10 protein-coding genes are annotated in these 12,897 nt (G+C 70.0%); 6 read left to right on the forward strand and 4 right to left on the reverse strand.

Going from position 1 to position 12,897, the window contains the following annotated elements:
* Nucleotides 1-104 precede the first annotated feature (104 nt).
* The 4 genes from IU449_RS04975 to IU449_RS04990 are packed head-to-tail and all read right to left on the reverse strand — an operon-like array spanning nucleotide 105 to nucleotide 4,978.
* Complete coding sequence (locus IU449_RS04975; protein WP_195000748.1) at nucleotides 105-2,489, reverse strand: bifunctional salicylyl-CoA 5-hydroxylase/oxidoreductase; 2,385 nt, start codon at nucleotides 2,487-2,489, stop codon at nucleotides 105-107.
* 7 nt (nucleotides 2,490-2,496) lie between these two features.
* Nucleotides 2,497-2,952 carry an acyl-CoA thioesterase gene (locus IU449_RS04980; RefSeq protein WP_324188096.1) on the reverse strand — a complete coding sequence of 152 codons (456 nt, stop codon included), beginning with the start codon at nucleotides 2,950-2,952 and terminating at the stop codon, nucleotides 2,497-2,499.
* On the reverse strand, nucleotides 2,934-4,547 hold the full coding sequence (locus IU449_RS04985) for an AMP-binding protein (protein WP_195000749.1): 1,614 nt from the start codon (nucleotides 4,545-4,547) through the stop codon (nucleotides 2,934-2,936). Before IU449_RS04985 ends, IU449_RS04980 begins: the two co-directional genes overlap by 19 nt.
* 38 nt (nucleotides 4,548-4,585) lie before the next feature.
* Nucleotides 4,586-4,978, reverse strand: a complete 393-nt coding sequence (locus tag IU449_RS04990) for a RidA family protein (protein WP_195000750.1) — start codon at nucleotides 4,976-4,978, stop codon at nucleotides 4,586-4,588.
* A gap of 164 nt (nucleotides 4,979-5,142) precedes the next feature.
* Here IU449_RS04990 and IU449_RS04995 point away from each other — a divergent pair, with 164 nt between their 5' ends.
* The 6 genes from IU449_RS04995 to IU449_RS05020 all read left to right on the forward strand — a co-directional run bounded on the left by IU449_RS04995 (nucleotide 5,143) and on the right by IU449_RS05020 (nucleotide 12,870).
* Nucleotides 5,143-6,003 (forward strand): fumarylacetoacetate hydrolase family protein, encoded by an 861-nt coding sequence (locus IU449_RS04995; RefSeq protein WP_195000751.1) that lies wholly within the window; start codon nucleotides 5,143-5,145, stop codon nucleotides 6,001-6,003.
* A complete protein-coding gene (locus IU449_RS05000; RefSeq protein WP_195000752.1) occupies nucleotides 6,000-6,440 on the forward strand; it encodes a cupin domain-containing protein in 441 nt (146 codons plus the stop codon). The genes IU449_RS04995 and IU449_RS05000 overlap by 4 nt, the downstream gene beginning before the upstream one ends.
* A 144-nt stretch (nucleotides 6,441-6,584) precedes the next feature.
* Nucleotides 6,585-8,198, forward strand: a complete 1,614-nt coding sequence (locus tag IU449_RS05005) for a phytoene desaturase family protein (RefSeq protein ID WP_195000753.1) — start codon at nucleotides 6,585-6,587, stop codon at nucleotides 8,196-8,198.
* A 100-nt stretch (nucleotides 8,199-8,298) separates the two neighbouring features.
* Nucleotides 8,299-9,060, forward strand: coding sequence for a cyclase family protein (locus IU449_RS05010; RefSeq protein WP_195000754.1), 762 nt, complete (start codon nucleotides 8,299-8,301; stop codon nucleotides 9,058-9,060).
* Nucleotides 9,061-9,091: 31 nt separating this feature from the next.
* The gene (locus IU449_RS05015) at nucleotides 9,092-11,254 is read left to right on the forward strand and encodes an indolepyruvate ferredoxin oxidoreductase subunit alpha (protein ID WP_195000755.1); all 2,163 of its coding nucleotides are present in this window, start codon (nucleotides 9,092-9,094) and stop codon (nucleotides 11,252-11,254) included.
* Entirely contained in the window at nucleotides 11,254-12,870 is a 1,617-nt protein-coding gene (locus IU449_RS05020) for an indolepyruvate oxidoreductase subunit beta family protein (RefSeq protein WP_195000756.1), read from the forward strand. Before IU449_RS05015 ends, IU449_RS05020 begins: the two co-directional genes overlap by 1 nt.
* Nucleotides 12,871-12,897: the final 27 nt, after the last annotated feature.

The raw sequence follows: 12,897 nt of genomic DNA on the forward strand, positions 1-12,897 counted from the left end.
GGCGCGCAACCTCCGAGCGCCAGCCGGTATGCGGGACGACGACACCCGCGGGTCGCCGAAACGACTGTGCCCGGGAGCATGACGCTCCCGGGCACAGTCCGGTGTCAGACCGCCGCTGCGGTCACTCGAGGTGGCGTCCACCGCCGCTGGGGCGCCGCCGACCTCGCGGTCGCACGGATCAGTTCCAGGCGTGGGGGCGGGCCGTCGGTGCGGCCGGTAGGCGGTTTGCGATTGCCCGCGCGGAAGGGCGCGGGCCATTCGGCGGCCTCGCCCCGGTAGCCCTGTTCCACGGCGGCGTGCAAGGTCCACTGCGGATCCCACAGATGCGCGCGTCCGATGGCGACGAGGTCGGCGCGGCCGGCCAGCAGCACCGAGTTGACGTCGTCGTGGGAGGAGATGGCGCCCACGGCGACGACGGCGACACCGCGCGGCACCCCGACCTCCTGACGGATGCGGTCGGCGAAGGGCGTCTGGTAGCTGCGGCCATAGGCGGGCTTCTCGTGCCCGACCACCTGCCCGGAGGACACGTGCAGCACATCGACGCCGTGTTCGGCGAAGGCGCGGGCGATCTCCACCGCGTCGTCGACGGTGTTGCCGCCCTCGGCCCAATCGGTGGCCGAGATACGCACCGACAGGGGGCGATCGGCCGGCCACACCTGCTTGATCGCGTCGAACACCCGCAGCGGGAAACGCAGCCGGTTGTCCAAGCTCCCGCCATATGCGTCGGTGCGCTGGTTGGCCAACGGCGAGAGGAACGACGAGAGCAGATAACCGTGCGCGCAGTGCAGTTCGAGCAGGTCGAAGCCGGCGCGCGCGGCCGCCGCGGCGGCGTCGGCGAACTGCTGGGTCACCCGATCCATCTCCTCGGCCGTGATCTCGCGCGGGGTGCGGCTGGCGGGACCGTACGGGATGGCCGAGGGACCGACCGTCTCCCAGCCGCCGGCCTCGAGCGGGTCGTCGATGCCCTCCCACATCACCTTGGTGGCGCCCTTGCGGCCGGAATGGCCCAGCTGCACACCGATCTTGGAGCGGGTAGCGGAGTGCACGAAATCGACGACCCGCGCCCAGGACCGTTCCTGCTCCTCGGTGTAGAGCCCGGCGCAGCCGGGAGTGATGCGCCCTTCCGGCGAGACGCACACCATCTCGGTCATCACCAGACCCGCGCCACCGAGCGCCTTGCTACCCAGATGCACCAGGTGGAAGTCGGTGGGCACCCCGTCGACGGCGGAGTACATGTCCATCGGCGAGACCAGGATGCGGTTGGGCAGCTCGACGTCCTTGAGCCGCAGCGGGTAGAACATCGGCGGCCTCGGCGCCTCGGCGCCCTGCTGGCTGGACAGGTACCAGCCGTCGATGGCGTCGACGAAGCCGTCGTCGCGCAGCCGCAGGTTGTCGTAGGTGATGCGGCGGCTGCGGGTGAGCAGGTTGAAGGCGAACTGGTCGGGATGCTGGTCGGTGTACTGGGCGATGGACTCGAACCACTCCAGACTGGCCTGCGCGGCGCGCTGCACCGATTCGACCACCGGCTTGCGCTCGGCCTCGTAGGCCGCCAGACCGCCGGCCACCGAATCGTTCTCGTGCAGGCAGGCCGCCAGCGCCAGCGCGTCCTCCATCGCCAGTTTGGTGCCCGAACCGATGGAGAAGTGGGCGGTGTGCGCGGCGTCGCCGATGAGCACGATGTTGCCGTGGCGCCAGGTGCGGTTGCGCACGGTGGTGAACGTGATCCATCGGGAGTTGTTCGCCTGCAGGCTGTGCCCGTCCAGTTCCTCGGCGAACAGTTCCGCGATCAGCGCGATCGACTTCTCGTCGTTCTCCCCCGGCGCGAACTCCCGGTCCGCGAAGTCGGCGAAGCCGGCCTCACGCCACACCGATTCGCGCATCTCGACGATGAAGGTGCTCTGCTCGGCGCTGAACGGATAGGCGTGCACCTGCATCACCCCGTGCGGGGTGTGCTTGACGAAGAACTCGAACGCCTCGAACACCAGGTCGGTGCCCAGCCACATGTACTTGTTGCGCCGCGGGTCCAGGCTCGGCTCGAACACCTCGGCGTAGCGGGTGCGCACCGCGGAGTTGATGCCGTCGGAGGCCAGCACCAGGTCGTGGGTGCGCGCGAGTTCCTCGACGTCGGGGGCGGGCGTGCGGAAGTGGACGGTCACGCCGAGGTCTGCGCAGCGGCGTTGCAGCAGCCGCAGCAACTCCTTGCGGCTCATCGCCGCGAAGCCCTGCCCGCCGGACGTGCGCACCTGGCCGCGGTAGTGGATGTCGATGTCGCTCCAGCGGGCGAACTGCTCGCTCATCGCGCGGTAGATCTGTTCGTCGGCGTGCTCGATGCCGCCGAGGGTCTCGTCGGAGAACACGACGCCGAACCCGAAGGTGTCGTCGGGGGCGTTGCGTTCCCAGATGGTGATCTCGTGACTCGGGTCGAGCTGTTTCATCAGGGCGGAGAAGTACAGGCCCGCGGGCCCTCCGCCGATCACGGCGATTCGCATCGAAGCCTCACTGGTGTCGGGGGGAAATCGGTTCGGTAGTCGGTGGCCGTGTGCGGCCTAGCGCGGCGGCCACCTCCGGCGGCCACGGCTGCGAACCGCCCGCGGGGTCGGGGGCGTGCACCGCGGTGAGCACACCGCGGGCCGCGAGGGTCGGCGGGTGCGGGTCCGCCGGAACACGGGTGACGAGGAAGTCGTAGCGCACCGAGGAGCGCCCGAGCCTGGCCACGGACAGGGCGATGGAGGCGGTGTCGCCGAACCACAGCCGGTCCAGGTAATCGACCTCGAAGCGCACCCGCGGGATGCTGCCGAACAGCCCGCGCAGTCCGAGGCCGTGGAGCAGAGCCGCCTCGGCGGCCTCCACCCAGCGGATGACGGTGCTGTGGTGGTAGTGCCCGGCGGCGTCGGTGTCCTGCCAGTCCACCACCCGATCCACCACGATGCCGCTCATCGCGCGGCCGTCCACTGTTCGCGCACCTTGAAGCGCTGCAACTTGCCGCTGGGGTTGCGCGGCAGCTCGGTCACGAACTCGATGCTGCGCGGGTACTTGTAGGGGGCCGCGGTGTTCTTGACGAAATCCTGGAGTTCGCTGATCTTCCCGGCGTCGCCGTCGACCCCGGCGCGCAGTACTACGGCGGCGTGCACGATGCTGCCGCGGTCCTCGTCGGGCACGCCGACAACCGCGCACTCCTCCACGTCCGGGTGCCGGTCGAGCACGGCCTCCACCTCGGGGGCGGCGATGTTGTAGCCGGCGGAGACGATCATGTCGTCGCTGCGCGATTTGTACCAGATATAGCCGTCGGCGTCGCGGGTGCAGGTGTCGCCGGTCCGGTTCCAGCCGCCGCGCACGTAGTCGCGCTGGCGTGGATCGGCCAGGTAGCGGCAGCCGGTCGGACCCTTGACCGACAGCAGGCCGGGAGTGCCGTCGGCCACGGGATTGCCGTCGTCGTCCTGGATCTCGACGCGGAACCCCGGCACGGCGCGGCCGAGGGAACCGGGCCGGATGTCGTCGTCGGCGGCGGAGATGTAGATGTGCAGCAGCTCCGTGCCGCCGATGCCGTCGACGATCGACAGCCCGGTCTGTTCGCGGAAGCGGGTGAACACCGACTCGGGCAGGTACTCCCCCGCCGACACGCACCGCCGCAGCGTGCTCAGCTTGCGCACGTCGTCGCGTTTGAGCAGCGCCTTGTAGGCGGTCGGCGCGGTGAACAGTACGGTGACGCCGAACTTCTCGATCGCTTCGACCAGTGTGGCGGGGTCGGCCCGTTCGAGCAGCACCACCGAGGCACCGGCCCGCAGTGGGAAGATCACCAGACCGCCGAGCCCGAAGGTGAACGCCAGCGGCGGGGTGCCGATGAACACATCGTCCGGGCGCGGGGCGAGGATGTGCGCGCCGAAGGTGTCGGCGATGGCGAGCACGTCGCGATGGAAGTGCATGGTGGCCTTGGGTGTTCCGGTGGTGCCGGAGGTGGGGGCAAGCAGCACCACGTCGTCCGCGGCTGTCTCGACATCGATGAAGGTCGGTGGTTTCACGGCGGCGCGGCGGGTGAGGTCGTCGGCGGCCTGACCGCCGACCGGCACGATCGGCAGGTCGGTGGCCGCGGCGAGTTCCTCGGTGAGCCGGTGCTCGCACAGCGCCAGCGCCGGGCGGGTCAGGTCGACGAGCTCGGTCAGTTCGGCCGCGCGTAGCAGCGGCATGGTGGTGACCACGACGCCGCCCGCTTTGACCACCGCCAACCAGCAGGCGACGAGCCATGGGGTGTTGGGCGAGCGCAGCAGCACCCGGTTGCCGGGAACCAGCCCGAAGTCCTCGGTGAGCACGCGCGCGATCCGGTTGGCTGTGTCGAGCAGATCGCCGTAGCTCCAGGTGGATTCGCTGGTGGACAGGCACGGGAGGTCGCGGCCGTGGCGCGCCACGGCGCCGTCGAGCAGCACGCTCGCGCAGTTCAGGCGTTCCGGATACCGCAGGGCGGGCAGGTCGAAGACGAATTCCGGCCACTGCGACCGCGGCGGGAGGTTGTCCCGGCAGAAGGTATCGGTGTGGGCCGAGGGAGTGAGCATGGTTGCGCCCTTTCGGAGACTGGGATCGGGCCGCGCGCTCAGTCGATCGCGGCGACGGCCTGGATCTCGATCAGGGCCTCGGGCTGCCACAGGGCGGTGACGCCGACGCCGGTCATCGCCGGGTACTCGGTGCCCGCCAGTTCGCGCCAGATGCGCCCGATCTCCTTGCCGTTGGCTTGGTAGTCGGGGATGTCGAGCAGGTAGATCGTCACGCTCAGCAGGTCCTGCGCCCGCCCGCCCGCGGCCTGTAATGCCGTCAGCGTGTTCGACAACGCCTGGCGGAACTGCTCGACGATTCCGCCCTCGACGATCTTGCCGTCGGCGTCCATCGCGGTCTGACCGGCCAGGTGCACGATGCCGCGATGCCGGGTGGCGTGGGCGAAACCGGACGGCTTGGCCAGGGTTGCGGGATTGATTCGATCGACAGCCATGTCGCCTCGCTTGGAGTGGGAAGGGGTGGTGCGGCCAACAATATAGTGTTATTGTCACCATCGTCAATAGAACGCGATATACGAGTAGGCTCGGAGCAGAGAGCTCATCGCGTTCCTCCGCCGCGGAACCCACCCCGGCCCAGCCCTCTGGAGTGCACCAAGCGATGCGTCTGCGAACTGTCCTCACCGACGACGGCGGCTCCCACGCCCAGGTCCGCCGCGACGGGCGCTGGTACGCCACCACCGCACCCGACGTCGGCGCGCTGCTCACCCACCCGGACCAGCGGTCCACGCTCACCGGCGAACCGGCCGCGCCGGGACGATCGGCGCCGGTGGTCACCACACCGGGCAAGATCCTGTGCTGCGGACACAACTACCGCGCGCATATCGCCGAGCTCGGGCACGCCGAACCCGAATACCCCACCCTGTTCGCCAAATTCGCCGACACGCTCACCGCTTGGGACGCCGACATCGCGCTCCGGCTGCCCGCCGACGAGGCGGGCCTGGACTGGGAGGCCGAACTCGCCGTCGTGGTCGGGGCCGAACTGCGTGACGCCGACCGGGCGAGCGCGCGAGCGGGAATCGCCGGCTATACCGTCGCCAACGACTTCTCCGTGCGCACCTGGCAGCGCCGTACCACACAGTGGTTGCAGGGCAAGGCGTTCGATGCCACCACTCCCCTCGGCCCGGAACTGGTCACTCCCGACGAGGTCGATCCCGGCGACGGCCTGCGCATCACCTGCCGCGTCAACGGCGTCACCGAACAGCGCGGCTCCACCGACGATCTGCTGTTCGACCCGGCGGCGCTGCTGTCCTACATCTCCACCTTCACCACACTGCGCCCCGGCGACCTCGTGCTCACCGGCACTCCCGGCGGGGTGGGCGTCGCCGCCGACCCGCCGCGCCACCTGCGCCCCGGCGACGTGGTGGAAACCGAGATCGAAGGCATCGGGCTGCTCCGCAACCGAATCACCCTCCACACCGAAGACGATCCCGCGCAGCGGGACGGAAAGGAAAACCGATGAGCAACGAAACCCTCGACACCACCGCGGTTCCCGTCGTCACCCTGGCCGGGCACGAGCACACCGACACCGCCCAGTCCGGCGGCGCGGTACGGGTGTCCGGCGTGAGCCCGCAGCACACCCCCGCCACCAAGATCTGGTACGGCCGGGTGTCCAACGAGCCCGGCTACCGCTCGCTGCCGCACCACCACGGCGAGGCCGAGACGGGCGGATACGTGCTCGCGGGCGTGGCGCGCATCTACTTCGGCGAGAACTACCAGCAGTACGTCGACATGAAGGAGGGCGACTTCGTGTTCGTGCCGCCGTTCATGCCGCACATCGAGGTGAACATGAGCACCACCGAGGAGCTGGTGTGGCTGACCTCGCGCACCCCCGACAACATCGTGGTCAACCTCCCGGACGTGGACGACGCCATCCTCGTGGGCTACCGCCGCGCCTGAATTCCGGGCCGCACGCCGCCTCACCGCGCCGACCCCCGGCACAGTCCGTGCTGCGCTGTCCGTGTGATGCGGGGCCGCGCTATCCGCACAGCCTTCGCGCTGAGTGGATAGCGCGGCCCCGAGCGCGCTCCTACCGTCCCCGCCATGAGCGAAATCACACCGGCCGAGGTCGACGCGATCGTCGTCGGATCCGGGATCAACGGGCTGGTCGCCGCGGCCGAACTCGCGCGCGCCGGATGGTCGGTGCTCCTGGCCGAACGCAACAACGACATCGGCGGATTCATCGCGACCGAGGAACGCACGCTGCCCGGCTACCGGCACGACACCTTCTCCTCCTGGCATCCGCTGTTTGTCACCGGCGCGGCCTACGCCAGCCTGGGCGAACTGCTGCACGCCCACGGCCTGGCCTACCGCAACAGCGACGACTGGGTGACCGCCAGCGTCGCCGACGACGGCACCGTCACCGTCGCCCACCGCGACCCCGAACGCACCGCCGCGGCCTTCGCCGAGCCCGAGGACCGCACCACCTACCTCGACATGGTGGCGCGGCTGACCGCGAGCCTGCCCGCGATCGGCGGACTCATGGGCGCCGAACTGCGCTCGCCCGCCGTGCTCGGGCCGGTGACCGGCCTGCTGCGCGGCAACGGCCGCCGCGGCACCGAGAACTGGCTGCGCGACGCGCTGACCAGCGGTCGCGGCTTCACCCGCCGCCACTTCCGTGGCCCCGAGGTGGACCACCTGTACGCGCCGTGGCTGCTGCACGCCGGGCTGGCGCCCGACCATGCCTCCGGCGGGCTGATGGTGCCGATGCTGGCCACCACCCTGCACGCCGCGGGCCTGCCGGTGGTCGCGGGCGGGTCCGGCGAATTCGTCGCCGCGTTCAGGTCGCTGCTGGACTCGCTCGGCGTACGGATCCGCACCGGTACCGATGTCGAGCGGATCGTGGTGGAGTCCGGACGCGCGACCGGAGTGGTGGCGGGCGGCACAACGATTCGCGCCCGGCGCGCGGTGCTCGCCTCGGTGACACCGACCGCGCTCTACGGCGAGCTGCTCCCGGCCACCGCCGTCGACCCCGGCATCCGCGCCGAGGCGGCCCGGTTCCGGTACGGGCGCGGCGAAATGCAGATCCACGTCGCGCTGTCGAGCCCGATCGGCTGGCGTGACGCACGGCTGGGCGAGATTCCGCTGGTGCACCTGACCGACGGGTCGGCCGGCACCGCGATCGCCTGCGCCGAAGCCGAAGCCGGGCTGCTGCCGCACCGGCCCACGGTGGTCGTGGGCCAGCAGTACCTGCTCGACCCGAGCCGGGTGCCCGCGGGTGCGGCCGCGCTGTGGCTGCAACTCCAGGAGGTGCCCTTCACCCCACGCGGCGACGCCGCGGGCCAACTCGACACCGCCGCGGGCTGGACACCGCAGCTGGCGACCGCGTTCGCGAACCGCGTGCTCGACCGGATCGCCGCGCACGCACCTGATCTGCGCACGAAGGTGCTCGCCGTCGACGTGGTGACGCCGGTGGACCTGGCCGCCTACAACGTCAACGCGGTCGCGGGCGACCCCTACGGCGGTTCGGGCGAACTCGATCAGAGCTACCTGTGGCGTCCGCTCGGATCGGTCGGCAGGCACCGCACACCGGTGCCGGGCCTGTGGCAGATCGGCGCCTCGACCCACCCCGGTCCGGGACTCGGCGGCGGCTCCGGGCATCTGGTCGCCACCACGCTCACCCGGCCGGGACCGCTGGCACGGCTGCGCCGCCACTGATACCCGCGTGCGCGGGACAACCGCCGCGCATCGCGGATAGCCCCGCGGCGCGCCGATCACCAGACTCGTCCGAAACCCACGCACCCTCGCAGGAGTAGCGATGTCCGTACTCAGCACCGTCGTCGACGCCACCCGCAGCGGCGCCGTCGAGATCATCGATCTCACCACCCCGCTGCGGGAGTCCACGCCGATCCTGCAGCTACCGCCGCCGCTGGCCAACACCGTCCCGTTCCGACTCGAGGAGATCAGTCGATACGACGACCGCGGCCCGGCCTGGTACTGGAACAACATCCACACCGGCGAACACACCGGCACCCATCTCGACGCGCCGGTGCACTGGGTGAGCGGCCGCGACGGCCACGACGTCTCGCAGGCACCGTTGCAGACGCTGGTCGCGCCCGCCGCCGTCATCGACCGCACCGCACAGGTCGCCGACGACCCGGACTTCCTGCTCGAGGTCTCCCACCTCGAGGACTGGGAGCGGCAGCACGGGCCGCTACCCGAGGGCGGCTGGCTGCTCTACCGCACCGGCTGGGCAGCCCGCGGCGAGGACACAGCCGCCTTCACCAACGAGGGGCACACGCCCGGCGTCTCGGTGGAGTGCGCGCGATGGCTGGCCGAGAAGTCGCCACTGGCCGGCCTCGGCGTGGAGACCGTCGGCACCGACGCCGGCGCCGCACCCGGTTTCGATCCGGCCTTCCCCTGCCACAACCTGCTGCTCGGCGCCAACAAATGGGGCCTGACCAGCCTGCGCAACCTCGACAAGCTACCCGCCACCGGCGCGCTGCTGATCGTCTCGCCGCTGCCGATCGTCGGCGGCTCGGGCAGCCCGGCCCGGGTGCTCGCCCTGGTCGAACGCTGAGCTCGCCCTACACGAATTCGGAGGACAACACATGGCCGAACGCTCGTTCGCCAACGAAGTCGGAAAACTCCGTCAGGGGGCGGGTACCACCCTGCACGTCGAGGGCATCCTCGCCGTCACCAAGGCGCTGCTGCAGTCCGGCGTCGCCTACGTCGGCGGCTACCAGGGCGCACCGATCTCGCATCTGATGGATGTGCTCGGCGACGCCAAGGAGGTCCTCGACGAGCTGGGCGTCTACTTCGAGAACAGCGCCTCGGAGGCCACCGCGGCCGCCATGCTCGCCGCCTCGGTGCACTACCCGCTGCGCGGCGCGGTGACCTGGAAGTCGACCGTCGGCACCAACGTCGCCGCCGACGCGCTGGCCAACCTGGCCAGCGGCGGCGTGACCGGCGGCGCCCTGATCATCCTCGGCGAGGACTACGGCGAGGGCTCGAGCATCATGCAGGAGCGCTCACACGCCTTCGCGATGAAATCGCAGATGTGGCTGCTCGATCCACGACCGGACGTGGCCGCGATCGTCGACGCGGTGCAGTCGGGCTTCGAACTGTCGGAGGCCAGCAACACCCCGGTCTTCCTCCTGCTGCGGCTGCGCTCATGTCACCTGCACGGCGCGTTCGAGGCCGAGGACAACAAACGTCCACCGATGACGGTGACCGAGGCGACCCGTCGACCCAAGCGCGACATCAGCCGGATCGTGTTGCCCCCGGCCAGCTTCCAGCACGAGCGGGAGAAGATCGAGGACCGCTGGCCCGCCGCGGTGCGCTACATCCGTGAGCACCAGCTCAACGAGGTGTTCGGCGCCGACCGGGCCGACGTCGGGATCATCGTGCAGGGCGGGCTCTACAACACCCTCAACCGGTCGATGGAACTGCTGGGCTGCTCGGACGCCTTCGGCGACACGCAAGTACCACTGTATGTGATGAACGTGGCCTACCCCGTGATCGACGAAGAGGTCATCGAGTTCTGCGCGGGCAAGCGCGCGGTGCTGCTGGTCGAGGAGGGCCAGCCCGACTTCATCGAACAGAACATCAACACCATCCTGCGCCGCGCGAACGTGACGACCGCACTGCACGGCAAGGATCTGCTCACGATGGCCGGGGAGTACACCTCGCTGGTGGTCACCCGCGGGCTGCACGCATTCCTGTCCCGCTACTTGCCGGACGCGATCACCGCCGTGCCCGCGCTGCTGCGCCCGGCCGACGATCCGGCCGGCCCGTTCGCCACCCGGGTCGATCCACAGATCGTGCATCCGCGTCCACCGGGGCTGTGCACGGGCTGCCCGGAGCGGCCGATCTTCAGCGGCCTCGTGCTCGCCGAACGTGCGACCGGCAAGCACCACATCAGCGCCGACATCGGCTGCCATCTGTTCTCGGTCAACGCGCCGTTCGATCTCGGCGCCACCACGATGGGCTACGGGCTCGGCTCCGCGGCGGCCTCGGCGCTGAACTCCCAGGACTCCGACCGCAGGACGATAGCCATGATGGGCGACGGCGGCTTCTGGCACAACGGGTTGAGCAGCGGCGTCGGCAACGCCGTCTACAACAAGAACGACCAACTGCTGGTCGTGGTCGACAACGGCTACGCCGCCGCGACCGGCGGCCAGGATGTGCTGTCCTCGGAGGCCGAACTGCCCGCCCGCTCCACCAAGCATCCGATCGAGCGGGCAGTGCGTGGCATCGGCGTGAAGTGGGCCAAGACCATCGACGACACCTACGACGTCACCAAGGTCCGCGACACCTTCATCGAAGCGCTCAGCACCGACGAACCGGGGCCGAAAGTCCTGGTGATGCAAAGCGAATGCCAGCTCAACCGGCAACGCAGGGAGAAGCCGCGGCGCGCCCAGGCGCTGCGCGAAGGCAAACGAGTGGTGCGCGAACGCTACGGCGTCGACCCGGAGACCTGCACCGGCGACCACGCCTGCATCCGCATCTCCGGCTGCCCCTCGCTCACCGTCACCGACAATCCCGATCCGCTGCGCACCGATCCGATCGCCACGGTGCTCGACAGTTGCGTCGGCTGCGGTGTGTGCGGCGCGAATGCCCATGCGGCGGTGCTGTGCCCGTCGTTCTATCGCACCGACGTCGTCGACAACCCGACGCGGCGGGACCGGGTGCTGGCGCGGTTGCGCGGCTGGTGGATCGGTGTGCTCGCGCGCGGTATCGAACGTCGTATCGCAGGTCTGGAGGTGCAGTGATGTCGAGTTGGTACGACGGGCAGCGCCCGCTGACGCTGGCCATCCTCGCGATGGGCGGCGAGGGCGGCGGTGTACTCGCGGACTGGATCGTCGAGGTTGCCGAGAAGGCAGGATACTGGGCACAATCCACCTCGGTGCCAGGCGTCGCTCAGCGCACCGGCGCCACGGTGTACTACGTCGAGTTGTTCGCGCCCACAGCCGCTTCGGGGACCGGGCGGACGGTGCCGGTGCTCAGCGTCTTTCCCACTCCGGGTGAAGTCGACATCGTCGTCGCCTCGGAGCTGATGGAGGCAGGGCGGGCGGTGCAGCGCGGCTTCAGCACGCCGGATCGGACCACACTCATCACTTCCACGCACCGGGTGTTCTCCATCGATGAGCGGATGGCGCCGGGTGACGGGCGGGCCGATTCGGCGGCACTACTGGAAACCGCGCGGCGCGGGGCCAAACAGCTGATCGCGGCCGACTTCATGGCGGTGGCGGAACAGGCGCGCAGCGTGATCAGCGCGTCGCTGTTCGGGGCGCTGGCCGGGTGCGGGGTGCTGCCCTTCAGCCGGGAGCACTTCGAGCAGCCGATCCGTGATTTCGGCAAAGGGGTCGAACAGTCGCTGCGAGCCTTCGCCGCGGGGTTCGACGCCGCCCGCTCGGCTGCCCCTGAAACAGCGGCCGCGGTCTCGCGGCAGAGCGCGCCGGTGCCGCTGACGTTGATACCCCGGCCGCTGTCGCCGGAAGAAGAGAAGAATCGGGAGACCAAACGCCGCAACGAGATCGCCGCCACCGATCCGGGATCCCTGGTCGGCCCGAAGCTGCGGTCGCTGGCCGCCGAGGTCACCGAACTGCCCACCGCGGCGGGCTCGATGATCCTGCACGGCCTGGTCCGCACGGCGGTGTACCAGAACAAGGCCTACGCCCGGCGGTACCTGGAGCGGGTGGCACGGTTCGCTGCGGTGGACCCCGATGCCGAGGGCGCCGCGCGGCTCACCGTGGAAGCGGCCAGGCACATCGCGCTGTGGATGTGTTACCAGGACACCATCCACGTCGCCCTGCAGAAGACCCGGCGGCACCGCATGGATCGCATCCGGACCGAGGCACGCGCGGAACCGAACCAGCTCATCCAGGTGCGCGAGTACCTACATCCGCAGAGCGACGAGATCACCGACACCCTGCCCGAGCGCCTGGGCGCGAGCCTGCGCCGTTCCGCGCTCTTCCACCGCGTGGTCCGGAAGATGACGCACAAGGGCATGATCGTCAACACCAGTTCCATCACCGGCTACACCGCGCTGTCGATGACGGCCAGGATGCGCCCGCTGCGCCCACGCTCGCTGCGCTTCGCCCGCGAGCAGGCCGCCATCGAAGAGTGGATGGACACAGCGTTGTCGGCGGCGAGTATCGACGCCGACTTCGCGCGCGAGATCGTCGAATGTCAGCGCGTACTGAAGGGATACGGTGCGACATGGGAGCACGGGTGGGAGAGTTTCGGCCGATTGATGCGGGCCACGCGGGATCTGGCGGGTAAGCCCGAGGCCGCCGACCGGCTCGCCCGGCTGCGCGACGCCGCACTGGCCGACGACGAGGGCCGGGCGCTGGCAGCGGAACTGGCGGTGGCGACCGGGAATTGACAGCCTTCGAGGTTATCCGGCGCGGTC

Source organism: Nocardia higoensis, assembly GCF_015477835.1.
In the GTDB taxonomy this organism is placed as follows: Bacteria; Actinomycetota; Actinomycetes; order Mycobacteriales; family Mycobacteriaceae; genus Nocardia; species Nocardia higoensis_A.

What these genes read in the sequence shown, in the direction of transcription:
- IU449_RS05020 (WP_195000756.1), top strand. Translation starts at nt 11,254, where the DNA reads ATGTCGAGTTGGTACGACGGGCAGCGCCCGCTGACGCTGGCCATCCTC.
- IU449_RS04990 (WP_195000750.1), bottom strand. Translation starts at nt 4,978, where the DNA reads ATGGCTGTCGATCGAATCAATCCCGCAACCCTGGCCAAGCCGTCCGGT.
- IU449_RS05000 (WP_195000752.1), top strand. Translation starts at nt 6,000, where the DNA reads ATGAGCAACGAAACCCTCGACACCACCGCGGTTCCCGTCGTCACCCTG.
- IU449_RS04995 (WP_195000751.1), top strand. Translation starts at nt 5,143, where the DNA reads ATGCGTCTGCGAACTGTCCTCACCGACGACGGCGGCTCCCACGCCCAG.
- IU449_RS05010 (WP_195000754.1), top strand. Translation starts at nt 8,299, where the DNA reads ATGTCCGTACTCAGCACCGTCGTCGACGCCACCCGCAGCGGCGCCGTC.
- IU449_RS04985 (WP_195000749.1), bottom strand. Translation starts at nt 4,547, where the DNA reads ATGCTCACTCCCTCGGCCCACACCGATACCTTCTGCCGGGACAACCTC.
- IU449_RS05015 (WP_195000755.1), top strand. Translation starts at nt 9,092, where the DNA reads ATGGCCGAACGCTCGTTCGCCAACGAAGTCGGAAAACTCCGTCAGGGG.
- IU449_RS05005 (WP_195000753.1), top strand. Translation starts at nt 6,585, where the DNA reads ATGAGCGAAATCACACCGGCCGAGGTCGACGCGATCGTCGTCGGATCC.
- IU449_RS04975 (WP_195000748.1), bottom strand. Translation starts at nt 2,489, where the DNA reads ATGCGAATCGCCGTGATCGGCGGAGGGCCCGCGGGCCTGTACTTCTCC.